This is a genomic window from Actinoplanes oryzae (assembly GCF_030757795.1).
GTDB lineage: Bacteria > Actinomycetota > Actinomycetes > Mycobacteriales > Micromonosporaceae > Actinoplanes.
In genome coordinates, this window is the sequence record NZ_JAUQWH010000129.1 from 1 (window position 1) to 25,728 (window position 25,728).

The following is a 25,728-nucleotide window of genomic DNA, read 5'->3' on the forward strand; positions in this document are numbered from 1 at the left end:
CAGAGCACGTCCGGACCCGCCGAGCCCGCGACCAAGGCCGACAAAGCGGACTGACCCGCCGGGGCGAAGCGAGGGCGGCGCGCGGGCGAAGCGAGGGCGGAGTGAGCGTGGCGCGCCGGCAAAGCGAGGGCGACGCGTGGGCGGAGCGGCCGGTGGACGACGACGCGGACCGGCCGGTGGACGACGACGCGGACCGGCCGGTGGACGACGACGCGGACCGGCCGGAGGCGGCGTACGCGGACCGGCCGCAGGCGCGTACGCGGATGAAAGGCCTGCTCACGCCGGTCATCATGCCGGGGTAGGGGGCAGTTTGGCATGACCGGCAGGCACGCCGATCTCATTGCCAATCATCGATGTCCGGTGATGGGGTGACAGGGCCCGGACACCCTCTGACCCCCCGGAGGTCGTTCATGAGACGACGCGTCACCGGCCTGCTCGCGGCCGCCACGGCCGGCCTGGCCCTGATCGCCGCCGGGGCGACCGGCGCGCAACCCGCCACCGCGGAACCGCGCGCCGACGCCCCCGCCGCGTACGAGATCTATGACGTCCGCACCCTCGCCCAGCGCAACCTGATCGCCTCCACCGGCGCCTCGATCGACGCGGTCGAGCACGCCGTCGTGGAGGTCACCGCAACGGATCGCGAGGTGCGGTCACTGCGGTCGCTCGGCTTCACCGTCCGCGCGGTCGACCAGGACGACCCGGGCGGCCCGTCCACGCTGGACTTCCCGTCGCGCGACGCCGCGTACCACAACTATGCCGAGATGATCGCCGAGGTGAACGCGGCCGTGGCGGCGTACCCGTCGATCGCCTCGAAGCGGGTGCTCGGGAAGTCCTACGAGGGGCGCGACATCGTCGCCGTCAAGATCTCGGACAACGTCGCCACCGACGAGAGCGAACCCGAGGTCCTCTACGACGCCCAGCATCACGCCCGCGAGCACCTGACGGTGGAGATGGCCCTCTACCTGCTCAAGCTCTACACGGGCAGCTACGCCACGGACAGCAGGGTGAAGAGCGTCGTCGACTCGCGGGAGATCTGGATCATCCCGTCGGTCAACCCGGACGGCTCCGAGTACGACATCGCGACCGGCAGCTACCGCTCGTGGCGCAAGAACCGCCAGCCCAACAGCGGCTCCTCCTACGTGGGAACCGACCTGAACCGCAACTACGGCTACAAGTGGGGCTGCTGCGGCGGCTCGTCGGGCACCACGTCATCGGAGACGTACCGTGGCCCGTCGGCCTTCTCCGCCCCGGAGACCAAGGTGATCCGCGACTTCGTGATCAGCCGGACGATCGGCGGCGTCCAGCAGATCAAGGCCGCGATGGACTTCCACACGTACTCCGAGCTGGTCCTCTGGCCCTTCGGCCACACCTCCGCGACCACCACCACCGGCATGACGGCCGACCAGTACAACACCTTCGCCACGCTCGGCCGGCAGATGGCGGCCACCAACGGCTACACCCCGGAGCAGTCCAGCGCCCTCTACGTCACCGACGGCGACCTGCTCGACTACCTGTGGGGCACCCACAAGATCTTCGCCTACACCTTCGAGATGTACCCGACGAGCAGCTCGGCGGGCGGCTTCTACCCGCCGGCCAGCGTCATCACCCGCGAGACCACCCGCAACCGCGAGGCGGCCCTCCAGCTCGCCGAGATCGCCGACTGCCCCTACCGTGCGATCGGCAAGCAGAGCACCTACTGCTGACGAGGGGGCCCAAGGCGGTCCGCTGGTCGCCTTGGGCCTCACAGATGTCGCCGCGCCTCCGCGGCGAACTTGGGCAAACCGCAGCGCTCCAGCGCCGCCAGGATGCCGGGCACGATCTTCGGCTCCTTTTCGAAAGCCCATCACCCTTGGCCCTGCAGGATGGCGAAGACGCCGCCCTGGGGGTCCTCGAGGACGGCGTAGCGGCCGATGGGGAGGGTGGTCGGCGGGTGGACGACGCGGCCGCCCAGGGACTGGGCGTACGCGGCGGCGTCGTCGCAGTCGGTCACGGCGAAGTAGATCATCCAGTGGGCCGGGAGGTCCTGGGGCCAGTTGTCGTCCATGCCGAGCATGCCCGCGATGGTCTCGCCGTGGTGCTCCCAGACGATGTAGGGGAGGTCGCCCATCGCGCTCTCCCGCGCCACCCAGCCGAAGACCGCGCCGTAGAAGGCGGCGCTGCCCTCGATGTCGCGGGTGACGAGCTCGTTCCAGGTGAGGGCGCCGGGGATGTCGAAGACGTCGGCGCCCTTCATGGTGCCGGGCTGCCAGACGCTGAAGGGGGCGCCGGCCGGGTCGAGGAAGGTGGCCATGCGGCCCTGGTACATGACGTCGAAGGGCGGGACCAGCACCTTGCCGCCGGCGGCCGCGACCCGCTCGGTGACGGCGTCGGCGTCGTCGGTGCTGATGTAGGTGCTCCATGCGGTGGGCTGGCCGATGCCCGCGAGGGGGCCGGCGCCGGCGGCGGCCCGGCCGTCGAGGCGGTAGGTCGTGTAGTGGCCGTACTCCTCGCCGGAGACGTCCGCCTCCCAGCCGAACAGCAGCGAGTAGAAGCGGGTCGCGTCCGCGAGGTCGGCGGTGCCCAGATCCACCCAGTTGGGCACGCCCGGCATCGGGTCGGTCATGGCCCCCCACTTCTCGGCCAGCACACAAGACGCCCTAGATAGTGGCACCGCCACGCCATCCAGCGAACTGCTCAGTCGGAAGTTCAACTGAAATGCCTAGGGTCTATGACCCACCACCTTACTCAGCGCAACGGCTCGGGCAGCGGCTGTGCATGCACCACGGAGAGCCGGGAGACTGCCCGGGTGAGGACGACGTAGAGGCGGTGCAGCCCGCGCGGCTCGGCTGCCACGATCTCGGCGGGCTCGGTGACGACGACGTGGTCGTACTCGAGGCCTTTGACAAGCGTGGCGGGCACCACAGTGACGCGCGCCTCGGAGTCGGGGTCGTCGGCGGTCGCGGTGTCGATGCCGGCGGCGGCGAGGTGGCCGCGCAGGCGGTCCACCGCCACGTCCGCCGCGATGACCGCGACGGATCCCTCGTGCTCCAGCGCCGCGGTGACCTCGACCAGGGTCGCGGCATCCAGCTCCGCGGGGTCCGGCACGGCGATCACGGCCAGGTCACCGTCGCGACGCAGGGACACCGCCTCCGGTACGTCCACCGCGAGCGCCGGCAGCAACCGGTTGGCGAGAGCCACGACCGCCGCGGGCACCCGGAAGCCGACGGTGAGCGGAACGACGGCCGCGCCGGGCTTGCCCAGGTGGCCGAGCGTGTCCTGCCAGCGGGCCGCCGCCCACGGTGCCGTGCCCTGGGCCAGGTCGCCGAGCAGCGTGATGGACCCGTGCTCGCTGCGCCGGGCGATGACCCGGGCCTGCATGGGCGAGAGGTCCTGCGCCTCGTCCACCACCACGTGCCCGAAGCTGCCCTCGCGTTCGAGCAGGCCGGCGGCCTCGTCGAGGAGCAGCAGGTCCGCCGCGCTGAACCTGGCCGACTTCGGGGTCTTCGGCGCCTTGGCCCACAGCAGGGTGGCCTGCTCCTCCGCGGTCAGGATGCCGTCGGCCGCCCGGGCCAGCGTCTCGGCGTCGGTGAGCAGGGTCACCACCAGGGCCTCGGGCGTGACGGCGGGCCAGGCGGCGTCCAGGAAGTCACGAACCGGGGCGACCTTCGCCATCTTGCGCAGCCACGTCTCGCTCGGCGAGTTCCCCGTCCGGTACTCCGACTGCCGCTGCAACAGCCCCACCACCCGGGCGCGGACCCGCTCCCGGCCGACGGAGTACGGCAGCCCCTCGCGGCGTGCCTCGTCGACGATGCGGCGCAGTGGCTCGGCGTCGATGCGCCAGCGGTACGAGCCGTCGGACACCATGATCGGCTCGGTGGGCTTGGCCAGGCGTCCCCACAGGGCCCGGCGCAGCACCTCGGCCATCCGCGGATCGTGCTTGAGGAAGGTCGCCGCGTCGCTGTCCGTGCCCTTGACCGGGACCCGCGCGATCAGTCCCTCCACCGTGGACTGCTGGACCTCGATCTCGCCGAGGGCGGGGAGGACCGCCGCGATGTACGAGAGGAACGCGGTGTTGGGGCCCACGACCAGCACGCCGGTGCGGCGGAGGCGCTCGCGGTGGGCGTACAGGAGAAAGGCGGCCCGGTGCAGGCCCACCGCGGTCTTGCCGGTCCCGGGTGCGCCCTGCACGCAGATGGAGTCCTCCAGCTCGGCCCGGACCAGCTCGTCCTGCTCGGGCTGGATCGTCGCGACGATGTCCCGCATCGGCCCCACGCGCGGCCGCTCGATCTCGGCGGTCAGGATGCGGCTGCTCGTGCCCAGCTCCTCGCCGCGGTCCAGGTGCTCGTCCTCGAAGCTGGTGAGCTCGCCCTTGACGAACCCGAACCGGCGCCGGGTCGCCACGCCCCGCGGATCCCGCACGCTGGCCTGGTAGAACGACTGCGACAGCGGCGCCCGCCAGTCGAGCACCATCGGCTCCCCGGCATCGTCGGTGACGTGCCGCCTGCCGATGTGGAAGGCCGCGTCGGTCACGTCGAGCTTGCCGAAGAAGAGCGGCGTGTTCGGGTCGTCGGCCAGCTCCTTCACCCGGCGCGACAGGGCCCGCCCGAGCGTCTCGGCGGCGAAGGGATCCCCGGCCACGTTGTCGGCGGAGGAGAAGAGCGACTCGGCCCGATCCCGCATCCGGTGCAGCGCGGCGCGGGACTCGACAAGGTGCCGGCGCTCGGCGGCAAGATCGTCGTCCAGGTCGGTGTGGGCAGGCAGCGTCATCCGAGGAACCTTTCGGCGTCGGTGCGGTGATCCGGCGGGGGCCGCCCGGCGCTCCGTCGAGGTGCGGTGTCGGCAGTGCCCAAAGAAGCGCGCGATCCCCGCGCGCGACGGACCAGCCTACGCGCGTCGCCGCACCCGAGCGACCGAATTAAGCGGATGGGCTGCGTGGGGCGGGTGGGACGGATCGAGACGTGAGATTGGTCCCTTGCTGCCGGTCGTCCGGGTGGGCGGAGATAGCGTCGGAGGATGAGCATCGACGCCCCCGCGCAGCGCCCCCGGGTCGGGCACATTCAGTTTCTCAACTGCCTCCCGATCTACTGGGGCCTGATGCGCTCCGGCGCGCTGCTCGACGTCGACCTGCACAAGGACACCCCGGAGAAGCTCAGCGCCGCCCTGGTCGCCGGCGATCTGGACATCGGTCCGATCACGCTCGTCGAATACCTGCGGCACGCCGACGAGCTGCTGCTCCTGCCCAATCTTGCGGTGGGGGCGGCCGACCGGGTGCTGTCGGTGAACATCGTCTCCACCCGCCCGCTCGCCGAGCTGGACGGGCGGCCCGTCGCCCTCGGCTCGACCTCGCGCACCGGGGTCATGCTCGCCCAGATGCTGCTCACCGAGCAGTATGCCGCCGAGCCCGAGTATTTCCGCTGCCCGCCCGAGCTCGGCCAGATGCTGCTGGAGGCCGACGCCGCCGTGCTCATCGGCGACCCCGCGCTGCGCGCGAACTACGAGGCCCCCGAGCAGGGCCTGATCGTCACCGACCTGGCCGAGGCGTGGCGGGAGTGGACCGGCCTGCCGATGGTGTTCGCGGTCTGGGCGGTCCGCAAGGACTTCGCCGCCGCCCATCCCGGCCTGGTCAAGGACGTGCACGAGGCGTTCCAGCGCTCCCGCGACCTGAGCCTCGAGGAGCTCGACACCGTCGCCGAGGCCGGCGCGCGGTGGGAGCCCTTCGACGCCGCGACGCTCGCCACCTACTTCCGGGCGCTCGACTTCTCGCTGGGCGAGCGGCAGATCGCCGGGCTGCGCGAGTTCGCCCGGCGGGCGGCGCTGCGCGGCGAGGTGCCGCCGCTGCCCGAGGACGGTCCGCGGTTCGCCGAGGTGTGACGCCGGGCAGGGCATAAGTCCGATATAGACACTCGGGGCTGCCGCGAGATCGGCTCGCCGTTAGGGTGCGCGATTATGCGTCTGCGCACCCTGCTGAGCCGGATCGGCCTGCCTCTCACCCTGGTCACCCTCGCCACCGCGAGCGCCGGCCTGCCCGCTCACGCCGACCCGGACGCGACCCCGGAGCTCGACTTCGAGGCGCCCAGCTACGTCTACACCGTGGCGGGCCGGCCGAAGACCGTCGAGGTCACGGTGACCAATGGGGACGGCAAGGCGCTGACGGGCGCCAAGGTGACGTTCGACGCGCCGGCCGCCGTCGGACTCGCCCTGCCGGCCGGCTGCGCCGTGGCGGCGTGCCCGGTCGGGGACGTGGCACCCGGCGGCCGGGCGACCGTGCAGTTCAGCATCGACCCGACCGATGAGCTGGGCCGCTTCGGCGAAAGCTTCACCGTCGAGCTGCGGGATGCGACCGGCGTGTCGATCGCACAGCGCAGCGTGACGGCGGTCCGGGCTCCCGAGGGCGGCGTGGACCTGGAACTGGCGCCGATCGACGACTTCCGGCTCGGCGCCGGCGCGTCCGCCGACGTGCCGATCGCCCTCACCAACACCGGCACCGAGGCGCCCGCGGGCTTCGGCCTGGTGCTCAGCGGCGATGAGTTCCTCGACTTCCCGGTGCTCTACAGCAACTGCTTCGCCGAGGAGGAGATCGCCGGGATCGTGTGCGTCTTCGACGGCCCGGTCCAGCCGGGCGACACGGTCAAGATCTCCGCCGGTACGCCGATGCGCCTGCACGTGGCCGAGGACACGCCCGGCCCGGAGACCTACCTCGGGGGAGCCTTCGTCATCGGGCTCACCGGCGACGACCTGGCCGAGGTGCCCGCGGCGGCGCGGAAGTCCCGTGGCTCCGCGCTCCGGGCCGAGCCGGTGACGACGACCGCGGCGCCCGATCCCGACCCGGCGGAGCTGAACGACTGGGACAACGTACGCACCTTCGCCGTCGCCGTGTCCGAGAACAGGCCGGACCTCGTGGCCGTGGGCGGGACGTTCGACGGGGCGGTCGGTGACGTGCGTACCGTCAAGGTGGGCGCGCGCAACGACGGCCCGGCGGCCGCCCGCGCGCTGGAGGTCGCCGTGGCCCTGCCCGCGGGTGTCGAGGTCACCAAGGCCGACGAGCGGTGTGCGGCCGTCGCCGGCACCGGGTACGTCTGCCGGCCCGCCGGTGTGCTGCGCAAGGGCGACGAGGCGCTGTTCTCCTTCACGGCCAGGATCAAGTCGGCCGGGGCGGCCGGATCGGTCGAGGTGCTCGCCGAGGATCGGGATCCGGCCGACAACAGGGCCGCGATCGGCGTGAAGCTGGCGCCCGCCACGACGTCACCGTCGCCCTCGCCCTCGGCCCCGACGTCGCCCTCGCCGTCGGTGTCGCCGACGCCCACCGCGACCACCACGACGCCGGCGGGCGGGACCGGTGGGGGCGAGTCGCTTCCGATCACCGGCGCCCCTGTGGCGGAGATCGCCGGCAGCGGCGGGCTGTTGATCCTGGCCGGCACGGCCGCGCTGTTCCTGGCGCGCCGCCGCGACGAGGAGACGGTCGCCGAGTAAGGACCGGCCGCGCAGTGATGATCTTCGGCCGGACGTGGGGTAGCGCCGATACGGTCCCGTCCCTTACTGTTCGCCGACCTCCTCTTGATCGTCGGAAAACGGTGACCATGCGTCTGCGAACCCTGGTGGGCCGCGTCGGCCTGCCCCTCCTCCTGACCGGGCTGGCCACGGCCGGTGCGGGCCTGCCCGCGTACGCGGATCCCGACGACGACCTCGGCCCCGAGGTCGAGCTGCTGCTGCCGGAGCAGGTCGTCGCCGTCGACGGCAAGTCGAAGAAGGTCGAGGTGGAGGTCCTCAACTACGGCGAGGACACCGCCCGGGACCTGATCGTCCGCTTCGGCAGCTCGGCGATCCCCGCCAGTATCGGGTTCGTCGCGCCCGCGGGCTGTGATGCCGACGGGTGCCGGATCGACTCGATCGCGCCGGGCAAGCAGAAGACGCTCACCTTCACGGTGAGTCCGACCGCGGCGCTGCCGACCTTCGGCGCGAACCTCGACGTGGTGCTCGAGGACGGCACCCACGAGTGGGCACAGAGCGCCCCCGTGACCGTCTTCACCACCAAGGAGGGCGTCGACCTGGAGCTCGCCCCGATCGACGACTACAAGCTCGACCCGGGCGCCACCGCCGACGTGCCGATCGTGTTCTCCAACACGGGCAACAAGGCGCCGGCCGGTTACGGCGTGGTGCTGGTCGGTGACCCGTTCCTCAGCTTCCCGATGAAGTACAGCAACTGCTTCACCGAGGACGAGCTGGAGGGCATCGCGTGCGTCTTCGACGAGCCCATCCAGCCCGATGAGACCGTGACGCTCGCGGACAAGGCGCCCTTCAGGTTCAAGCTCGCGGCCGACACCCCGGGCCCGTCCGAGCTGTTCGCCGGCGCCTACGTGGTCGGGCTCACCGAGGAGGACCTCGCCGAGCTGCCCGCGGGCGTCCGGAGCGCCCGGAAGGCGTCGGCGCTCGAGGTGCAGCCCCTCGACGAGGACCCGGACGACCTGCCGGAGGACATCAACGACTGGGACAACGTGCGCACCTTCACGGTCTCGGTGTCCAGCAACCCGGCCGACGTGGCGGCCATCGGCGGGACCTTCACGGGTTCGGTGGGTGACACCCGTACGGTCAAGGTCGGCGTCCGCAACAACGGCCCGGCGGCGACCGGCTCCATCCTGCAGGGCGCGCTGCTCCTCGTGGATGTCGAGCTTCCGTCCGGCGTCAAGGTCACCAAGGCCGACCCCGACTGCTTCGAGGACGGCGACGGCAAGTACTTCTGCCTGATCATCGACAATCTGCACAAGGGCGACAAGGCGGAATTCTCCTTCACCGGCACGATCGAGTCGGCCGGCGAGCCGGGCTCGGTCAAGGTCGACAACGGCGACCTCGACCCGAAGAAGGGCAACGACACCGCGGTGCTCGACGTCAAGCTGACGACCGCTGGTGCCGGCGGTGGCGGCGAGGACGGCGAGGGCCTGCCGGTGACGGGCGCGCCGGCCGGGATGGTTGCTGCGGGCGGCGCGGCGCTGCTGCTGGCCGGCGGCGCGGCGTTCTACGCGGCGCGGCGTCGTCGCATCGTCACCGTCGTCGACTGATCTTTCCGCAGCGCCCCGGCCCCTTCGCGGGGCCGGGGCGCTGTTCTCATGCGCCCAGGATCTCCTCCAGCGCGGCGATGTCCGCGACGTCGAGCTGCCACGACCCGGCCGCGGCGTTGGCGTGCACCTGCTCGGCGGTCGTGGCGCCCGCGATGACGCTGGTGACGGCCGGTCGCGCGGCCAGGCCGGCGATCGCCACGTCGAGCAGTGAGTGGCCGCGCTCGGCCCCGAAGGCCGTGAGCGCCTCGATCGTGTCCCAGTCGGCGCTGTCCAGCCACGACTTGTAGCGCTCCTGCGCCATGCGCGTGCCCTCGGCCGGCGCCTGGCCGCGCTGGTACTTGCCGCTGAGCAGGCCGCTGTCGAGCGGGAAGAACGGGAGCATCCCGAGCCCGAACCGCTCGCACGCGGGGATGATCTCGGTCTCCACTCCGCGGTGCAGCAGGCTGTAGCGATTCTGCGCGCTGATGAAGGGGGTACGCCCGTCGGCGCGCGCTGTCCAGTCGGCGTCCGCGATCTGCCAGCCCGAGAAGTTGGAATTGCCCAGATAGCGCACCTTGCCCGCGCGCACGAGGTCGTCGAGGGCGGCGAGCGTCTCCTCGATCGGGGTGGCCTCGTCGGGGCGGTGCATCTGGTACAGGTCGATGTGGTCCGTGCCGAGCCGGCGCAGCGACGCCTCGGCGGCCCGCACGATGTACCGCCGGGCGCCGCGGGCGCCCCAGTCGGCGCCGTTGAGCCCCTCCATGTCCATGCCGAACTTGCTGGCCAGCACCACCTCGTCCCGGCGGCCCTTGAGTGCCTCGCCGAGCAGCTCCTCCGACGCGCCGTGCGGCGTGCCGTAGATGTCGGCGGTGTCGAAGAGGGTGATGCCCGCGTCGAGCGCCGCGCCGACGACCTCCTTGGTGCCCGCGAGGTCGAGCTTGCGGCCGAAGTTGTTGCAGCCGATCCCGACGACGGAGACGACGAGACCCGAGGTGCCGAGGCGGCGGTAGCTCATGTCACTCATGATCCGAGCCTATGCCGCCCCGGCGTCCCGGGTGTTCGCTCAGGCCTTGTGCCACTTCTGGTTCGTCGTGCCCGCACAGTCCCAGAGCTGGAGCTTCGCGCCGTCGGTGCCGTTCCAGTCGGCGATGTCGACGCACTTGTTGGCCGACACGTTGACCAGGTCACCGGCGCCGGACAGGGTGAACCGCTGCACCGGGTTGCCGTTGCAGGTGACCAGCTGGATGGGCGTGCCGTTGGTCAGCGCGCCGCCGGCCGGGTCCATGCACATGCCCACCGCGCGGACCGTGCCGTCGCTCTGGAAGGCCCACTTCTGCGCGTTGCTGTTGTTGCACGTCCACATCTGCAGCCGGGCACCGTCGACGGCACTGCCGTTCGGGACGTCGATGCACTTGCCGTTCCAGTCGCTGACCAGGGAGTTTGCGCTGCCGGTCGGCGGCGGGGTGGTGCCGCCGCCGCCCGTGAACGGCGACAGGATCAGCCCGGCCGACCGCGGGTCGCCGTCGTGCACCAGCGACTCGAAGTTGCCGACGTCGTCGAAGGCGAACGCGTACGCCTTACCGTCCGCCATGTTCTGGTGGATGATCTTGGCATACTGGTTCGTCGGGCTGTTCTGGTAGAACTGCGCGGCGTTGGTGCTGGGCTGGGTGTCGACCGTGCCCAGCGTGCCCCGGTTGAGGGCGGCGCACAGGGTGCGGGAGATCGGGCCGACGACCTGGTCGTTCGGGGCCGGCAGGTCACCGTCGCAGCCCCAGACGGAGGCGGACGACGGCTTGTTGAACGACGCGACCTGCTGGCCGGCCGAGTTGGTGAAGCGCATGACATTGCCCGACGTACGCCCGAAGTACTTGGTGTTGGGCTGGTCGCCGAAGGGCACGACCGTCAGCGTCTTGGTCGTGTACGCGTTCCACGCCGACGTGATGTACGAGTCGAGGTACGTGGAACTGAGCAGCCCGGCGCCGGCCGCCTTGCCCGGTGCCAGGGCGCGCAGCACCGTGCCGTCCGAGCGGGTCACGACCGTGTTCGCCCAGCCCGCCTGCGCCTTGATCCCGTTGATCACGTTCGTGCGGCCGTTGGCGACGGGGTCGCCGGTGCGCGTCGTGACGCCGCTCGACCCGGTGACGGTCACCGCGTGCGGGACGGCGAACATGTCGACCTGCGAGCTGTTGAGCCAGAGCCCGGAGTCGTTGTAGGTGAACTCGCTCCAGTCGAACAGGATGTTGTAGTTGGCGTCGCCGCTGGCCCACGGGGCCGGCTGCACGAGGCCGTCCGGCGTGAGGAAGAACTTGAGCTTCTCGCCCAGGGAGAAGTAGACCCGGCCGGAGAAGCCGCGGGGGAATTGGATCGTGGTCGAGCCGCCGTTGCCGGGGCCGCCGATAGCCACGTCCGGGGCCGGCGAGGGCGGGAGCGAGCCGGCGGGCCAGGGCGTGAAGGTGCCGCCCTGGTTGACGTAGCCGAGCCGGCCGGTGTTGAGGTTGATGCCGATCACGTAGAGGTAGACGGCCTCGCCGCGACCGGTGGTGTTCGAGACGGTCACCGGCAGCAGGGCGGGGCCGACGGCCTCGGCTGGTGAGGTGACGGACAGGGAGAGAGGGACGGTCACCGCCAGGGCGGCGAGGGCATGCACCAACTTTCGTCGGAAACGCACGGCGACTCCTCATGGGGATGGTTCCGCGCGAGGCCTGGGGCCACGGCGCGGTGATGGTGCGCCCGCCGCAGGAAGGGGGTAGTGGAGAGCGCTCTCACAGCATCGAATCGTGAACACTCGGTGTCAATAGATAAGAACCTATGCAGTTTCCTGGCCGAGGTCCCTGTACGCCGGCCGCAGGATGTCGACGAGCGGAATGTGCCGCACCCGGACGGCCGGCGCGTCCAGCACCCGCAGAAGCAGCTCGGGCGGCACGGTCGTCCGGGGCGGCCGCTCGCGGAGCCTGCTGAGCGAGAGCGCCGGCGTGTAGAAGTCGGCGAGCCGCTCTTCCAGCGCGACCTCCTCGATCGCCAGCGGGTCGGGCGTCTCCACCTCGTCGGGCAGCCCGCGGAGCTCCGCCAGCACGGACTCGCGGTCGCGCCCGCGCCACGCCAGCACCAGGAACGGGTCCCGGTCGAACGCCTCGGCCAGCACGTAGAGCACCGCGGAGGCATGCTTGCACGGCACACCCCAGTCGGGGCACGAGCACCGGATGTCCAGATCGGACGGAAACAGCGGCAGCCCGAGCCCGTCGAAGACCTCCACGATCTCGTGCGGCATCTCGCCCGCGAGCAGCGCAGCCCGGAAAAGAGCCTGCGCCGCCAGCTCCGACAGCACCAGCGTCCACTGTGCTTGGTCGTAGGCCGGGATGCGCAACGTGACCTGATAGGGATCGGGGCGTGAGCCCTGCACCCGGCCGACCACCTGACCCGGCGTCAGCTCGAAGTCGATGACCTGACCCTTGCGCGCATAGGTCCGCCCGCGCGCCAGACGCCCCGGCTGACAGATCTGCTCCAGCAGGTCCACGAACCGCCGCGACCACCACTGCTCACCGATCTTGCCGCGCTGGGCCCGCACCGCGATGCCGCCGTCCACGCGGATCGGCCCGTCGGAGGTGAACCAGCGTCCTTCCGGGTCAACAGGCATGTCAGTATCCCTCAGGTTCAGTAGGGAAGGCGCCACGGCGCACGTCAGCAGCCGGCGGCTCGACGAGGGCGGCCGGCGCGTCGCCGCTTTGTCGTGCCGCGAGGTCTTTGGCGGGCATGTCGCCGCTTCTCCGTGGCGCGAGGTCGTTGGCGGGCATGTCAGCGCACCGCCGCGGCGTCGAGGGCGAAGAGGTCGCGCAGCTGGTCCGTGCTGAGCTCGGAGACCCAGTCCTCGCCGGTGCCGACCACTGTGGAGGCCAGCGCCTTCTTGCGCTCGATCATCGCGTCGATCTTCTCCTCGAGCGTGCCGCTGCAGATGAACTTGCGCACCTGCACGTTGCGCGACTGTCCAATCCGGAACGCGCGGTCGGTGGCTTGGTCCTCCACGGCGGGATTCCACCAGCGGTCCACGTGGATGACGTGATTGGCCGCGGTGAGATTGAGCCCGGTGCCGGCGGCCTTGAGCGACAACAGGAACAGCATCGGCTCGGTGTCGTGCTGGAACCGCTCGACCAGCTCGTCGCGCTTGGTCTTCGAGAGTCCACCATGGAGCCACAGCACCGGACGATCGAGATGCGCGGCGAGATAGGGCTGCAGCATCGTGCCGAACTCGGAATATTGCGTGAAGACGAGCGCCTTGTCGCCCTCGGTGACGATCTCCTCGGCCAGCTCCTCGAGCCGGGCCAGCTTGCCCGACCGGCCCGGCAACCGGGACCCGTCCTTGAGCAGGTGGGCGGGGTGGTTGCACACCTGCTTGAGCTTCGTCATGGCGGCGATCACGTTGCCCCGGCGCTGGATGCCCTCGGAACTCTCGATCGCGGCCATCATGTCCTCGACGACCGCCTGGTAGAGGGTGGCCTGCTCGGCGGTGAGCGAGCACCAGACCTTCATCTCGTTCTTCTCCGGAAGGTCCGAGATGATCGACTTGTCGGTCTTGAGGCGCCGCAGCACGAACGGTCCGGTGGCCCGCTTCAGGGCGGCCGTGGCGTCCGCGTCGCCGCGCACCTCGATCGGCTCCTGGAACTTCTTGCGGAAGCGCTTGGCCGGCCCGAGCAGCCCCGGATTCGCAAATTCCATGATGGACCACAGCTCGGCCAGGTGATTCTCGACGGGCGTGCCGGTGAGGGCCAGCCTCGTCCGGGCCGGAATGGCGCGCACCGCCTGCGCCTGGCGGGTGCCGCTGTTCTTGATGGCTTGTGCCTCGTCGCACACCACGCGTCCCCAGTGGACCTCACGGATCGCGCCGAGATCCCGCAGCGCCGTGCCGTAGGTGGTGACGACCACATCGGACTCCGCCACGGCGCGCATGAACTCTTCATCACGCTTGCGCGAGCCGCCGTGGTGCACGTGCACTCGCAGCTCCGGCGCGAAACGGGCCGCCTCCTTCTGCCAGTTGCTGACCAGAGACATAGGACAGATGAGCAGCGTGGGTGCCGGCCGGGTCGCCCCCGACCGCTCGGTGAGCAGCAACGACAGGGTCTGTGCGGTCTTGCCGAGGCCCATGTCGTCGGCCAGGATGCCGCCCAGGCCCAGCTCGGCCAGGAAGTGCAGCCACGACAGCCCGCGCTCCTGATAGGGCCGGAGCGTGCCCCGGAAGCCCGCGGGGGTGCCCAGCGGGGTCAGCCGCTCGGCCGCCTCGCCGGACAGCAGGTCGCCGAGCCGGCCGTCAGCGTCGACCTCGACCAGCGGCAGGTCCTCCTCGCCGCCGTCGATGACCTGCTGCAGCACCTCGCCCGCGGTCAGCTCGCCGGTGCGCCGCCGCCCGACCGCCTTGAGGGCGGCCTTGAGCTGCCGGTCGTCGAGCTCCACCCACTGGCCCCGGACGCGCACCAGCGGCACCTTGAGCCGGGCCAGCTCGGCCAGCTCCTCGGCCGTCACGGTGCCCTCGCCGATGACCAGGTCGATGCGGAACTCGACCAGCTGCTCGAGCCCGAACCCGGAGTCGGCCGCGGCCTTGCCGGACGGCGTCGTGCCCTTCGCCCGGGTGGTGAGCTTGAGGCCGACCGCCTTGCGCCCGGCCCACGCCGGCAACTGCACGCCGAAGCCCGCCGCCTGCAACAGCGGAGCGGCCTGGCTCAGGAACCCGTGCGCCTCCGCGGTGCTCAGCGTCATGCCGACCGGGCGGGCCTCCAGCAGCGCCTCGTGCAGGGCCGGGAAGAGGCGCACCGCTCGGCCCAGCCCCGCCAGCAGCAGCTCGTCGGGACGGCCGGCGACCCCGGGCAGTCGCCGGCCCGCCCACAGCTCGTCGGCGGGCAGGTAGAGGCTCGGGTCGTCGGCGGACCGCAGCGCGAAGTCGAGCCGCCAGTCGTCCTCGCCCGGCTCGGGCTCCACCAGCCGGAAGCTGAGCCGGACGGGACCGTCGCTGTCGTGCGCGGCGCGCAGCCAGGCGGTGAGCGGCTCGGCGAGCTCGGCGACCTCGGCCTCGCGGGCCCCGGGCAGGGTGGGATCGGTCGCGGTGAGGGCGGCGATCCAGCGGTCGGCCAGCGCTCCCTTGACGCCGGGCCGCATGCCCAGCAGCAGCCGCTCGGGCATCAGCGACCGCGCCGCGGCGTCGACGAGCACCTCGAGCGCGCCCTGCACGACCGCTCGCGCCGGCAGCTGGGCGGCGGCCCGGCACACCGGCGGCACCGCCGACCCGAAGTCGCGGAACGTCGCCGCGTCGGGCCCGGTGAGCACCGGTCGCCACCGCGCGGCCGGCACGCCCTCCTCGGTGACCAGCTGGGGCAGCATCCGGCCCCGGCGGGCGAGATCACAGGCCCAGCCGGCGACGAGCGAGAGGTAGCGGACGGAGGCTGCCGCCGTCCATGACCCCTCGGGGGCGGTCAGCGCGCTCAGGGCGTTGAGCGCCTCGTCGCCGGACACGGCCAGCGCCGGAACCTCCCACCCGGTCAGCCGCAGGCCGCGCGTGGGGCTCTCGCTGCCGGTCTCCGGCGACGGCAGGGGACCCTTCGCGTGGCTCGGCAGCTCGAGGGTCAGCTCGATCGGCTGCGCCTGGGCCAGCGCCGCTCGGAGGTCGTCGGACACGCCGGCGAGGACCGGGGCGAGCTCCCCGGTTGGCGCCGCGAACGGGTGCGGCCGCGAGCGGGCCCGGGAGGTGGTGGTCAGGGGACGGGCGGGATCCTCCGCCCAGAGAGCGAGCCGGCCCGGCACGGACTCACCGGCGATCCACACGCCATGCACGACGAGCACTGCGACTCCGATTCCGATCGACCCACCGAGACTAACGACCTGACGAGGGCGGGGCTCAGGACGACACCCAGGAAACCAGCTCGTAGCGCACGCCATTGGGATCGGTGACCATGAACAGCCGCTCGCCCCATGGCTCCTCCCGGAGAGGCAGGGTGATCGGCGCGCCCAGCCCGCGGAGGCGCTCGTGCTCGGCGTCGAGGTCGTCCACCACGAAGGCGACGATGACGCCGGCGGCCTCCTGCTCGCGCATGTCCTCCGGGAGCACCTCGAGGCCGCGCCGCAGAAGGATGACGTCGGGCGCGTGATCCTCCCTGCTGAGGGACGCGAAGCCGTCGGCGGACATCCGCTCGGCATAGCCGAAGTGCCGGGCGAGAAACTTGCTGGACGCCGGGACGTCGGCGACGGTGAGGGATACGGCGGACGAGGTGATCTGCACGGTGCCTCCCGGGCTAGTTGGACGGTGTACACAATACGCCGTACAAGAAAGGAAGGCCAATGGCGCGACCGACCATCGACCTGTTGTGGCACGAGCCGCCGCCCAACAGGCGGGGCCGCAAGCCGGGTCTGACGGTCGGCCGGGTGGTCGGCACCGCGATCGCCCTGGCCGATGCCGAGGGCCTCGACGCGGTCAGCATGCGCCGGGTGGCCCAGGAGCTGGGCGTGGTGCCGATGACGCTTTACACGTACGTGCCGGACAAGGCGGCCCTGCTCGACCTCATGCTCGACGCCCTCTATCTGCAGATGAGCAGGTCAGAGCCCGGTGGGGCGGAGTGGCGTGACCGGGCCCGGGCGGTGGCGCACGACAATCGTGTGCTGTTCGACACGCATCCGTGGGCCGCCGAGCTGTCGTCCTCCCGGCCGCCCCTGGGCCCGGGACTCATGGCGAAGTACGAGCACGAGCTGGGCGCCTTCGCGGACACCGGGCTGGCCGACTCCGAGGTCGACCACGCCCTGACCTTCCTGCTCGGCTTCGTCCAGCACTCCTCGCGGGCGCGCGCGCAGGCCCGGGCCGCCGCCACGGAGGAGTCCGACGAGCAGTGGTGGGCGGAGCGCGGCCCGCTGCTCGACGAGGTTCTCGATCGGGACCGTTACCCCCTGGCCGTGCGGATCGGCGCCGCGGCGGGGGCCGAGCTGGGTGCGGCTTATGACCCCGATCACGCGTACGCCTTCGGCCTCGAGCGGGTCCTCGACGGCCTGGGCGTTCTCATCGGGGCGAGGCAGCGCCAGTGACCCGCGCCGCTGCCCGGGCGGCCGATTCGGACGTACGCTTCTGGGCGTGACGGTGAACGCGGAGATCGACGACATCCTGGCCCGCGCGGCCGACGGCGGGCGCATCACGCCGGAGGAGGCGCTGCTGCTCTACACCGACGCGCCCTTCCACCCGCTGGGCGAGGCGGCCGACACCGTGCGCCGCCGGCGGCACCCCGAGGGCATCGTCTCCTACATCATCGAGCGCAACATCAACTACACGAACGTGTGCGTCACGGCGTGCAAGTTCTGTGCCTTCTTCCGCGCCCCGAAGCACAAGGAGACCTGGTCGCACCCGATGGAGGAGATCCTCCGTCGCTGCGCCGAGGCCGTCGACCTGGGCGCCACGCAGGTCATGCTCCAGGGCGGGCACCACCCCGACTACGGCATCGAGTACTACGAGAATCTCTTCTCGTCGGTCAAGGCGGCCTTCCCGCAGCTGACCATCCACTCGATCGGGCCCAGCGAGGTCCTGCACATGGCCAAGGTCTCCGGCACCTCCATCGAGGAGGCGCTGCTGCGGATCAAGGCGGCGGGGCTGGACTCGCTCGCGGGCGCGGGCGCGGAGATGCTGCCCGCCCGCCCGCGCAAGGCCATCGCGCCGCTCAAGGAGTCGGGCGAGCGCTGGGTCGAGGTCATGTCCGTGGCCCACCGCAACGGCCTGAGCAGCACCGCGACCATGATGATGGGCACGGGCGAGACGGCCGCCGAGCGCATCGAGCACCTGCGGATGATCCGCGACTGCCAGGATCTCGCCGTCGCCAACGGCTATGTCGACTCGCCGGTCGAGGCGGGCGACGGCAAGGGCGGCTTCCGGGCGTTCATCCCGTGGACCTACCAGCCGGAGAACAATCACCTCAAGGGCCGCACCCAGGCCACCACCATGGAATACCTGCGGCTCTTCGCGGTGTCCCGGCTCTTCTTCGACAACATCTCCCACCTGCAGCCCTCCTGGCTGACGACGGGCAAGGACGTCGGTCAGCTCGCCCTGCACATCGGCGGCGACGACCTCGGCTCGATCATGCTCGAGGAGAACGTCATCTCCTCCGCGGGCGCCCGGCACCGCTCCAACCTGCACCAGCTGATCGAGATGATCCGCACCGCCGACCGCATCCCGGCGCAGCGCGACACCGTCTACCGCCACCTGGCCGTGCACTGGACCCCGGCGGACGACCCGACCGACGACCGGGTGCGCTCCCACTTCTCGTCGATCGCCATGCCCCCCGGCGGAGCCCGCAAGACCCTGCCCCTGGTCGAGGCCAGCTGACGCCGGTCGAAACGGACGCGGCAAGCTCCCGCTCGCGCGCGACGGCCACGCGGCGAGTCGACCCCGCGCGGAGCGGCGACGCCCGTGCGGGACGGCCACGCGGCGAGCTGACGCCGCGTAGGACGGTGACGCCCGTGCGGGACGCGGTGACGCCCGTGCGGGACGCGGTGACGCCCGTGCGGGACGCGGTGACGCCCGTGCGGGACGCGGTGACGCCCGTGCGGGACGCGGCGGCGCCGGTGAGCGACGCGGCGAGCTGGCCTCCGCGCCTGACCGCCACGCGGCGAGTTGACCCCGCGCGGAGCGGCGATGCCAGTGCGGGACGCGGCGGCGCCTGTGAGCGACGCGGTGAGCTGGCCTCCGGGCGGGACGGCCACGCGGTGAGCTGATCTCCGCGGGGGATGGCGACGCGGCGAGCTGCCACCGCGGGGAACGACGATGCTCGCGAGACGCGGCGACGACCGCGCGCGACCCGACGACCGCGCGCGACCCGACGACCGCGCGCGACCCGACGACCGCGCGCGACCCGACGCCAGCGCACGTCCCGGCGCGGCAAGTTGGCGCTCGCGTGAGACGGGGGCGAGGGCGAGGCAAGCTGACGTCGCATGGAACGGGACGGTCGCGCGGAACGTGGTGTGGCGTCGACTTCGCGGCAGCCGGCGAACGGTCGGGAGTCTTCGCGCGTGACCGGAACGGCGGGCGCCCTCGCGCGTGTCCGAGATGTCGGCACCTTGGGGGTAGGGCAGGCGGAGCGGCCACGCAAGCTGACACGCCCTGGTTGAGGGGTGGGGTAGGCCGTACGACCGTCCGGGTCACCCGATCGGCCAAGGCCGGGTAGGCGGAGCGGAGAGGGCTGTATTGCTCCTCGGTAACGAGCACAGCGTGTCCCTGGTCTCACTCGTCCGTGGCTGGTTACCGTCATCCCGTACCGCGTAAGACCAGCACCGAGCACGATCAGCACCAGGCAAGCGTGAAGCGTCGCCGAGGCTTTCAGACCGCCGGCGGTGGGTTCGGAACCGACCCGATGGCGGTCGTATATATAACGCACGAAGGTCCGAGCGGGATGGGTCACCATCCCGCTCGTTCTGTGTTCCGGGGTGGCACAGTAAAGCCCGTGACGCGCGCAGACCTGGACAAGCAGCCGCACGAGGTCGCCGAGATGTTCGACGGCGTGGCCCAGCGATATGACCTCACCAACACGGTTCTCAGCTTCGGGCAGGACCGGGGCTGGCGGCGGGCGACCCGGGCGGCGCTCGGACTGCGGCCCGGGGAGCGCGTGCTCGACGTGGGCGCCGGCACGGGGGTGAGCACGGAGGAGCTCAGCTTGTCCGGGGCGTTCGCGGTCGGCGCCGATCTGTCGACCGGGATGCTGCGCGCCGGCCGGGCGCGTGGCCGGCGGGTGCCGCTGGTGGCCGGCGACGCGCTGAAGCTGCCCTTCGCCGACGGGTCCTTTGACGCGGTGACAATTTCCTTCGCCCTGCGCAACGTCGTCGACACCGAGGCCGCGCTGCGCGAGCTGGCCCGCGTGACCCGCCCGGGCGGCCGCCTGGTGGTGTGCGAGTTCAGCAGCCCGGTCAACGCCGCCTTCCGGACGGTCTATCTGTCCTACTTGATGCGCAGCCTGCCCGTCGTCGCGCGCAGCGTGTCGAGCAACCCCGATGCGTATGTCTATCTGGCCGAGTCGATCCGGGCCTGGCCCGACCAGCGGGCCCTGGCCGCGAAGATCGCCGGTGCCGGCCCGTGGAGCCGCGTCGGCTGGCGCAATCTGACCGGCGGGGTCGTTGCGCTACATCGAGCGACTAAGAGCTGAAACGACCGTTTTGCACCTGAAAAAGGTGTTAGGTCGGAGGTATGACGACTATCGACCTGTTCGTCGATGACTCGGACATCGACGTTCCGATCAACGATCGGGAAGAGGGCGAGCAGCGCGCGCTGCAACTCGCGCACGCGATTCGCGTCGTAGCCACCAGTGACCCTCAGTATGCGCAGAGCCTCGTTGACGAGTTGATCACTGCGCTCGACGTCGCCCTCGAGGGCAAGTTCCGTTCTTACTACGATGCTGCGACCAGGCAAATTGCCAACCGGGGGGCAAACACGGAGAGTGATCTGCTCATTGCGGGCATTTCACCTGCGCGAAACAGTTAGGGTTCCCTAACCGTGATCCGTCTCGATTCCGGTCTTAGACTCCGGACAGGGCGGGCTTGTGAACTGTTTCACTAGCCCTCCGGGTGAGACGGAGGTACGCCGTGAACGGAACCAACGCCGACGGGGTCGCCGCCGACGGAAAGATCGTCGACGAGGCTGACGTCATCGTGGTGGGTGCGGGTCCCGCTGGATCCGCCGCCGCGTACCACATGGCGCGGCACGGGCTGAGAGTACTGCTGCTCGAGAAGACCGAGTTTCCCCGGGAAAAGGTTTGTGGCGACGGTCTCACCCCGCGCGCCGTACGCCAGCTGGTCCGGATGGGCATCGACACCTCGGAGAAGGCCGGCTGGATCCACAACAGGGGCCTGCGCGTGATCGGGGGCGGGGTCCGGCTCGAGCTCGACTGGCCCGATCTCGCGAGCTTCCCCAGCTACGGTCTCGTCCGCACCCGCCTCGACTTCGATGACATGCTGGCCAAGCGCGCGGTGGAGGCCGGCGCCCTGCTCCGCACCGGGGTCAACGTGACCGGGCCGGTGCTCGACGCGGACGGCCGGGCCATCGGGGTCGAGGCCAAGGCCGGCCCCGGCAAGGAGCCCGTCCAGTATCGCGCGCCCCTGGTGATCGCGGCGGACGGCGTGTCCGGCAAGCTCCCGCTGGCCATGGGGCTCGCGAAGCGCGACGACCGCCCGCTCGGCGTGGCGGTCCGGCGCTACTACCAGGCGCCCGGCTGGCAGGGCGACGACTACCTCGAGTCGTGGCTCGAGCTGCGCAGCGCCCAGGATCCCGAGCGGCTGCTGCCTGGCTACGGCTGGATCTTCGGGCTGGGGGAGGGCCGGGTCAACGTCGGCCTCGGCATCCTGAACTCGTCCAGCGCCTTCGGCAAGACCAACTATCGGGCGCTGCTCACCGACTGGCTCGCCACCACTCCCGAGGACTGGGGGATGCGCGACGAGGCCAACGCCGACGGGCCGATCCTGGGCGCGGCGCTGCCGATGGGCTTCAACCGGGTGCCGCACTACACCCGGGGGATGCTGCTGGTCGGCGACTCGGGCGGCATGGTCAACCCGATGAACGGCGAGGGCATCGCCTACGCCATGGAGTCCGGCGAGCTGGCGGCCGAGGTGGTGGTCCAGGCGCTGGCCCGGACCGCCGGCGCCGACCGTGAGCGCGCCCTGCGGGCGTACCCGGCGGAGCTGAAGGACCGCTTCGGCGGTTACTACCGGCTCGGCGGGATCTTCGTGAAGCTGATCGGCAACCCGCAGATCATGCGGATCGCCACCAAGCACGGCATGCCGCACCCGACGCTCATGCGCTTCGTGCTCAAGCTGCTCGCCAACCTGACGGATCCGCGCGACGGCGACGCGATGGATCGCATCATCAACGGACTGACCAGGGTCGCCCCGGCGGTGTAAAGCCCGGTGAACAAATCGGGCACCCCGGTCGACAATGGGCATAACGGCACAAATAGTGTGTTGCTGCTAACAGTCGAGTAGGAGACGGCATGACGCTCAACCCCTACGTACCGATCGTCGGGCTGCTGATACTCGGCATGCTCTTCGCCCTGTTCTCGGTGTCGGTCGCGCCGATCGTGGGGCCCAAGCGCTTCAACCGGGCCAAGCTCGAGGCCTATGAGTGCGGCATCGAACCGGCCCCGCAGCCCGTGGGCGGCGGCCGGTTCCCGGTCAAGTTCTATCTGACCGCGATGCTCTTCATCGTCTTCGACATCGAGACGATCTTCCTCTACCCGTGGGCCGTCAGCTTCGAGGCGCTCGGCCTCTTCGGCTTCGTCGAGATGGTCCTCTTCATCGTCACCGTCTTCATCGCCTACACCTACGTGTGGCGGCGTGGCGGCCTCAACTGGGACTGAGTCCAGGTTAGCCGGAGGAGAGAGCAGCCGTTATGGGAATCGAGGAGAAACTGCCGAGCGGCATTCTGCTGACCTCGGTGGAGAAGCTGTCGAACTGGGCCCGCAAGTCGTCGTTCTGGGGAGCGACGTTCGGGCTGGCCTGCTGCGCCATCGAGATGATGGCGGCCGGCGGCCCGCACTACGACCTCGGGCGCTGGGGGATGGAGGTCTTCCGGGCGTCGCCGCGGCAGGCCGACCTGATGATCGTCGCGGGCCGGGTGAGCCAGAAGATGGCGCCCGTCGTGCGGCAGATCTACGACCAGATGCCCGAGCCGCGCTCGGTGATCTCGATGGGCGTGTGCGCCTCGTCGGGCGGCATGTTCAACAACTACGCGATCGTGCAGGGCGTGGACCACATCGTCCCGGTCGACATCTACCTGCCCGGCTGCCCGCCGCGCCCCGAGATGCTGATCGACGCGATCCTCAAGATGCGCGAGAAGGTGATGGCCGCTCCGCTGGGGCCGAACGGCCGCAAGATGCTCGAGGCCCGCCGGGAGCGCGGCGACGTCCCGGTGGTGGCGCCGGGCGCGATGCCCTCCTCCTACCGCGTCGACAAGGTGCGCCGCGCCGAGTGGACGCAGGCGGTCAAGGAGGGCCGCGAGGAGCAGCTGCGCATCGAGAACTGGATGAAGCTGCAGCCGCACCTGAGGGAGGCCGGCAAGTGACGGTGGAAGAGCCGGTCGGCGCGCAGCTGGACGCGCCGGCTCAGAACAATCCCGAGAAGGGCATGTTCGGCATCAAGGGCACGGGCGACGTGTCGGGCTTCGGCGGTCTGGTGCGCCGGCGTCCCGCGGTCGCCGACAGCCCGCGGCCGTTCGGCGGCTACTTCGACGAGGTCTACGACGCGCTCGAGGAGGCCTACCCCGGCTTCGCCGACGCGATCGAGAAGGTCGTCGTGGACCGCGGCGAGCTGACCCTGCACATCGTGCCCGAGCGGATCGCCGAGGTCTGCCGGATCATGCGCGACGACGAGTCGCTGCGCTTCGAGCTGTGCTCCTCGGTGTCCGGGGTGGACTACCTGCCGACCGACAACCGCCGGCTGCACGTGGTCTATCACCTGACATCGATGACCTACCGGCGGCGGGTCCGGCTGGAGGTCGCCGTGCCGGCGGACGGGACCGTCCCCAGCGTGACGAGCGTCTACCCGACCGCCGACTGGCAGGAGCGGGAGACGTACGACATGTTCGGCGTCGTCTTCGCCGGCCACCCCAACCTCACCCGGATCCTCATGCCGGACGACTGGGAGGGTCACCCGCAGCGCAAGGACTACCCGCTCGGCGGCGTGCCCGTCGAGTACAAAGGCGCGGTCATTCCGCCTCCCGACCAGCGGAGGGTTTACCAGTGACACAGGGATACGCCACCGAGCGCGAGACAACCGAGGGCCGGGTCTTCACCGTCACCGGCGGCGACTGGGACACCGTCACCGAGGCGATCGACCCGCTGAGCAACGAGAAGATCGTCGTCAACATGGGCCCGCAGCACCCGTCGACGCACGGCGTGCTCCGGCTCGTGCTGGAGCTGGAGGGCGAGACGGTCACCGAGGCCCGTCCGGTCATCGGCTACCTGCACACGGGCATCGAGAAGAACCTCGAGTACCGCAACTGGACGCAGGGCACGACCTTCGTCACCCGCGCCGACTATCTGGCCCCGCTCTTCAACGAGGCCGGCTACTGCCTGGCCGTCGAGAAGCTGCTCGGCATCGAGGACCAGATCACCGAGCGCGCGAACACCATCCGGGTGCTCTTCATGGAGCTGAACCGGATCTCATCGCACCTGGTCTGGATCGCCACCACCGGCATGGAGCTGGGCGCGATCTCGATGATGCTCTACGGCTTCCGCGAGCGTGAGTACATCCTCGACATCTTCGAGGAGACGTCGGGCCTGCGGATGAACCACGCCTACTTCCGCCCGGGCGGCGTTGCCCAGGACGTGCCGGAGTCGGCGATCAAGAAGATCCGCGACTTCCTGGTCTACATGCCCAAGAAGCTCAAGGAGTACGAGAGCCTGCTCTCCGGCCAGATCATCTGGCAGGAGCGCACCCAGGGCATCGCGGTCCTCGACGTGACCGGCTGCCTGTCCCTCGGCATCACCGGGCCCGTGCTGCGTGCGTCCGGCCTCGCGTGGGACCTGCGCAAGACCATGCCGTACTGCGGCTACGAGGACTACGAATTCTCGGTGCCCACCGCACAGACCAGTGACGTCTGGGGTCGCTACCTGGTCCGCATGGCGGAAATCCGTGAATCTCTCAAGATCATAGAACAGGCCCTCGACAAGCTGCGCCCGGGGCCGATCATGATCGCCGACAAAAAGATCGCCTGGCCTGCGCAATTGGCCATCGGCACGGACGGCATGGGCAACTCGCTGGAGCATGTGGCCAAGATCATGGGCCAGTCCATGGAGTCCCTGATCCACCACTTCAAGCTCGTGACCGAGGGCTTCCGGGTGCCGCCCGGTCAGGTCTACGTCGGCATCGAGCACCCGCGTGGCGAGCTCGGCGTCCACGCGGTCTCCGACGGCGGCACGCATCCCTACCGCGTGCACATGCGGGACCCGAGCTTCGTGAACCTCCAGGCCATCCCCGCGATGGCCGAAGGCGCGCTGCTGGCCGACGTCATCGCCGGCGGCGCTTCCCTGGACCCCGTGATGGGTGGGTGTGACCGCTGATGACCGATACCACGGTGGACTTCTCCCCGGCCGCCGCGCCGCTCGCCGCCGAGCTGCTCGAGCCCGCGCTGGAGATCATCGCCCGCTATCCCGCGGGCCGGGAGCGTTCGGCGCTGCTCCCGCTGTTGCACCTGGTGCAGACGCGGGAGGGCTTCGTCAGCCCGGCCGGCGTCGCCTTCTGCGCCGACGTCCTGGGCATCAACAAGGCCCAGGTCGGCGCGGTGGCGACCTTCTACACGATGTACAAGCGCAAGCCGACCGGCGACTACCTGGTCAGCGTGTGCACGAACACCCTGTGCAACGTGATGGGCGGCCAGGAGGTCTACGACGAGCTGGTCGAGCACCTCGGCGTCGGGCACGACGAGACCACGGCCGACGGCAAGATCACGCTGGAGCACGCCGAGTGCCTCGCGGCCTGCGACTACGCGCCGGTCGTGACGGTCAACTACGACTACGCGATCGACCAGGCCACCCCGGAGGCCGCGGTCACGCTGGCCGAGCAGCTGCGCCGGGACGAGCGGCCCGTACTCCCTCGCGGAGCGCGGATCTGCACGCTCAAGGAGATGCAGCACCAGCTCGCCGGGTTCAACGACGAGCGGGAGGGCGCGGTCGCCGACGGCCGGCCCGGGGCGCCGACGCTGCGCGGGGTCACGCTCGCGCAGGAG

Annotated in this window: 22 protein-coding genes and 1 pseudogene; 16 read left to right on the forward strand and 7 right to left on the reverse strand. The window is 70.8% G+C overall.

From position 1 onward, the window contains the following. Positions 1–107 precede the first annotated feature (107 nt). Both RBH18_RS31770 and RBH18_RS31775 read left to right on the forward strand, forming a co-directional pair. Entirely contained in the window at positions 108–302 is a 195-nt protein-coding gene (locus tag RBH18_RS31770; protein WP_306214157.1) for a hypothetical protein, read from the forward strand. An 87-nt stretch (positions 303–389) separates the two neighbouring features. Next, positions 390–1,700: pseudogene (locus tag RBH18_RS31775) on the forward strand (M14 family metallopeptidase); the annotation flags it as partial. A 143-nt stretch (positions 1,701–1,843) separates the two neighbouring features. Here RBH18_RS31775 and RBH18_RS31780 read toward each other — a convergent pair. Both RBH18_RS31780 and RBH18_RS31785 read right to left on the reverse strand, forming a co-directional pair. After that, on the reverse strand, positions 1,844–2,602 hold the full coding sequence (locus RBH18_RS31780; RefSeq protein WP_306214158.1) for a VOC family protein: 759 nt from the start codon (positions 2,600–2,602) through the stop codon (positions 1,844–1,846). 122 nt (positions 2,603–2,724) lie between these two features. After that, complete coding sequence (locus tag RBH18_RS31785) at positions 2,725–4,746, reverse strand: HelD family protein (RefSeq protein WP_306214159.1); 2,022 nt, start codon at positions 4,744–4,746, stop codon at positions 2,725–2,727. A gap of 246 nt (positions 4,747–4,992) precedes the next feature. Between RBH18_RS31785 and RBH18_RS31790 the strand changes: the two genes are divergently transcribed. From RBH18_RS31790 to RBH18_RS31800, 3 genes are all read left to right on the forward strand, one after another. Next, a complete protein-coding gene (locus RBH18_RS31790; protein WP_306214160.1) occupies positions 4,993–5,850 on the forward strand; it encodes a menaquinone biosynthetic enzyme MqnA/MqnD family protein in 858 nt (285 codons plus the stop codon). Positions 5,851–5,925: 75 nt separating this feature from the next. Continuing rightward, the gene (locus RBH18_RS31795; protein ID WP_306214161.1) at positions 5,926–7,449 is read left to right on the forward strand and encodes a hypothetical protein; all 1,524 of its coding nucleotides are present in this window, start codon (positions 5,926–5,928) and stop codon (positions 7,447–7,449) included. 107 nt (positions 7,450–7,556) lie between these two features. Continuing rightward, complete coding sequence (locus tag RBH18_RS31800; protein ID WP_306214162.1) at positions 7,557–9,032, forward strand: LPXTG cell wall anchor domain-containing protein; 1,476 nt, start codon at positions 7,557–7,559, stop codon at positions 9,030–9,032. A gap of 46 nt (positions 9,033–9,078) precedes the next feature. Here RBH18_RS31800 and RBH18_RS31805 read toward each other — a convergent pair whose 3' ends face one another. The 5 genes from RBH18_RS31805 to RBH18_RS31825 form a co-directional block, all read right to left on the reverse strand. Then, on the reverse strand, positions 9,079–10,035 hold the full coding sequence (locus tag RBH18_RS31805) for an aldo/keto reductase (protein ID WP_306214163.1): 957 nt from the start codon (positions 10,033–10,035) through the stop codon (positions 9,079–9,081). 39 nt (positions 10,036–10,074) lie between these two features. After that, a complete protein-coding gene (locus tag RBH18_RS31810) occupies positions 10,075–11,679 on the reverse strand; it encodes a beta-1,3-glucanase family protein (RefSeq protein ID WP_306214164.1) in 1,605 nt (534 codons plus the stop codon). Between the two features lie 138 nt (positions 11,680–11,817). Next, complete coding sequence (locus RBH18_RS31815) at positions 11,818–12,645, reverse strand: SWIM zinc finger family protein (protein WP_306214165.1); 828 nt, start codon at positions 12,643–12,645, stop codon at positions 11,818–11,820. A gap of 158 nt (positions 12,646–12,803) precedes the next feature. Next, positions 12,804–15,833, reverse strand: coding sequence for a DEAD/DEAH box helicase (locus tag RBH18_RS31820; RefSeq protein ID WP_306214166.1), 3,030 nt, complete (start codon positions 15,831–15,833; stop codon positions 12,804–12,806). A gap of 55 nt (positions 15,834–15,888) precedes the next feature. Further along, positions 15,889–16,269, reverse strand: coding sequence for a VOC family protein (locus tag RBH18_RS31825; RefSeq protein ID WP_306214167.1), 381 nt, complete (start codon positions 16,267–16,269; stop codon positions 15,889–15,891). A 59-nt stretch (positions 16,270–16,328) separates the two neighbouring features. Between RBH18_RS31825 and RBH18_RS31830 the strand changes: the two genes are divergently transcribed. From RBH18_RS31830 to nuoE, 11 genes are all read left to right on the forward strand, one after another. Beyond that, complete coding sequence (locus RBH18_RS31830) at positions 16,329–17,063, forward strand: TetR/AcrR family transcriptional regulator (RefSeq protein WP_306214168.1); 735 nt, start codon at positions 16,329–16,331, stop codon at positions 17,061–17,063. A gap of 46 nt (positions 17,064–17,109) precedes the next feature. Continuing rightward, positions 17,110–18,348: a cyclic dehypoxanthinyl futalosine synthase gene (gene mqnC, locus RBH18_RS31835; protein WP_306214169.1), complete on the forward strand. Its 1,239-nt coding sequence runs from the start codon at positions 17,110–17,112 to the stop codon at positions 18,346–18,348. A 134-nt stretch (positions 18,349–18,482) separates the two neighbouring features. Further along, complete coding sequence (locus tag RBH18_RS31840) at positions 18,483–18,737, forward strand: hypothetical protein (RefSeq protein WP_306214170.1); 255 nt, start codon at positions 18,483–18,485, stop codon at positions 18,735–18,737. A gap of 725 nt (positions 18,738–19,462) precedes the next feature. After that, positions 19,463–20,158 (forward strand): demethylmenaquinone methyltransferase, encoded by a 696-nt coding sequence (locus RBH18_RS31845; RefSeq protein ID WP_306214171.1) that lies wholly within the window; start codon positions 19,463–19,465, stop codon positions 20,156–20,158. A 41-nt stretch (positions 20,159–20,199) separates the two neighbouring features. After that, positions 20,200–20,493 (forward strand): hypothetical protein, encoded by a 294-nt coding sequence (locus tag RBH18_RS31850; RefSeq protein ID WP_306214172.1) that lies wholly within the window; start codon positions 20,200–20,202, stop codon positions 20,491–20,493. Positions 20,494–20,636: 143 nt separating this feature from the next. After that, a complete protein-coding gene (locus RBH18_RS31855; RefSeq protein ID WP_306214176.1) occupies positions 20,637–21,905 on the forward strand; it encodes a geranylgeranyl reductase family protein in 1,269 nt (422 codons plus the stop codon). A gap of 89 nt (positions 21,906–21,994) precedes the next feature. Beyond that, positions 21,995–22,360, forward strand: a complete 366-nt coding sequence (locus RBH18_RS31860) for an NADH-quinone oxidoreductase subunit A (RefSeq protein ID WP_305787747.1) — start codon at positions 21,995–21,997, stop codon at positions 22,358–22,360. A gap of 32 nt (positions 22,361–22,392) precedes the next feature. Then, positions 22,393–23,064: a NuoB/complex I 20 kDa subunit family protein gene (locus RBH18_RS31865; RefSeq protein WP_306214173.1), complete on the forward strand. Its 672-nt coding sequence runs from the start codon at positions 22,393–22,395 to the stop codon at positions 23,062–23,064. Between the two features lie 62 nt (positions 23,065–23,126). Further along, positions 23,127–23,744, forward strand: a complete 618-nt coding sequence (locus RBH18_RS31870; RefSeq protein WP_306214177.1) for an NADH-quinone oxidoreductase subunit C — start codon at positions 23,127–23,129, stop codon at positions 23,742–23,744. Beyond that, complete coding sequence (locus RBH18_RS31875; RefSeq protein WP_306214174.1) at positions 23,741–25,063, forward strand: NADH-quinone oxidoreductase subunit D; 1,323 nt, start codon at positions 23,741–23,743, stop codon at positions 25,061–25,063. The genes RBH18_RS31870 and RBH18_RS31875 overlap by 4 nt, the downstream gene beginning before the upstream one ends. Next, positions 25,063–25,728 (forward strand): NADH-quinone oxidoreductase subunit NuoE (nuoE, locus tag RBH18_RS31880; RefSeq protein ID WP_306214175.1); only part of this gene is annotated, 666 nt, incomplete at its 3' end. The genes RBH18_RS31875 and nuoE, both read left to right, overlap by 1 nt.

What these genes read in the sequence shown, in the direction of transcription:
- RBH18_RS31780 (WP_306214158.1), bottom strand. Translation starts at nt 2,602, where the DNA reads ATGACCGACCCGATGCCGGGCGTGCCCAACTGGGTGGATCTGGGCACC.
- RBH18_RS31785 (WP_306214159.1), bottom strand. Translation starts at nt 4,746, where the DNA reads ATGACGCTGCCTGCCCACACCGACCTGGACGACGATCTTGCCGCCGAG.
- RBH18_RS31790 (WP_306214160.1), top strand. Translation starts at nt 4,993, where the DNA reads ATGAGCATCGACGCCCCCGCGCAGCGCCCCCGGGTCGGGCACATTCAG.
- RBH18_RS31795 (WP_306214161.1), top strand. Translation starts at nt 5,926, where the DNA reads ATGCGTCTGCGCACCCTGCTGAGCCGGATCGGCCTGCCTCTCACCCTG.
- RBH18_RS31800 (WP_306214162.1), top strand. Translation starts at nt 7,557, where the DNA reads ATGCGTCTGCGAACCCTGGTGGGCCGCGTCGGCCTGCCCCTCCTCCTG.
- RBH18_RS31805 (WP_306214163.1), bottom strand. Translation starts at nt 10,035, where the DNA reads ATGAGTGACATGAGCTACCGCCGCCTCGGCACCTCGGGTCTCGTCGTC.
- RBH18_RS31815 (WP_306214165.1), bottom strand. Translation starts at nt 12,645, where the DNA reads ATGCCTGTTGACCCGGAAGGACGCTGGTTCACCTCCGACGGGCCGATC.
- RBH18_RS31830 (WP_306214168.1), top strand. Translation starts at nt 16,329, where the DNA reads ATGGCGCGACCGACCATCGACCTGTTGTGGCACGAGCCGCCGCCCAAC.
- RBH18_RS31850 (WP_306214172.1), top strand. Translation starts at nt 20,200, where the DNA reads ATGACGACTATCGACCTGTTCGTCGATGACTCGGACATCGACGTTCCG.
- RBH18_RS31860 (WP_305787747.1), top strand. Translation starts at nt 21,995, where the DNA reads ATGACGCTCAACCCCTACGTACCGATCGTCGGGCTGCTGATACTCGGC.
- RBH18_RS31865 (WP_306214173.1), top strand. Translation starts at nt 22,393, where the DNA reads ATGGGAATCGAGGAGAAACTGCCGAGCGGCATTCTGCTGACCTCGGTG.
- RBH18_RS31870 (WP_306214177.1), top strand. Translation starts at nt 23,127, where the DNA reads ATGTTCGGCATCAAGGGCACGGGCGACGTGTCGGGCTTCGGCGGTCTG.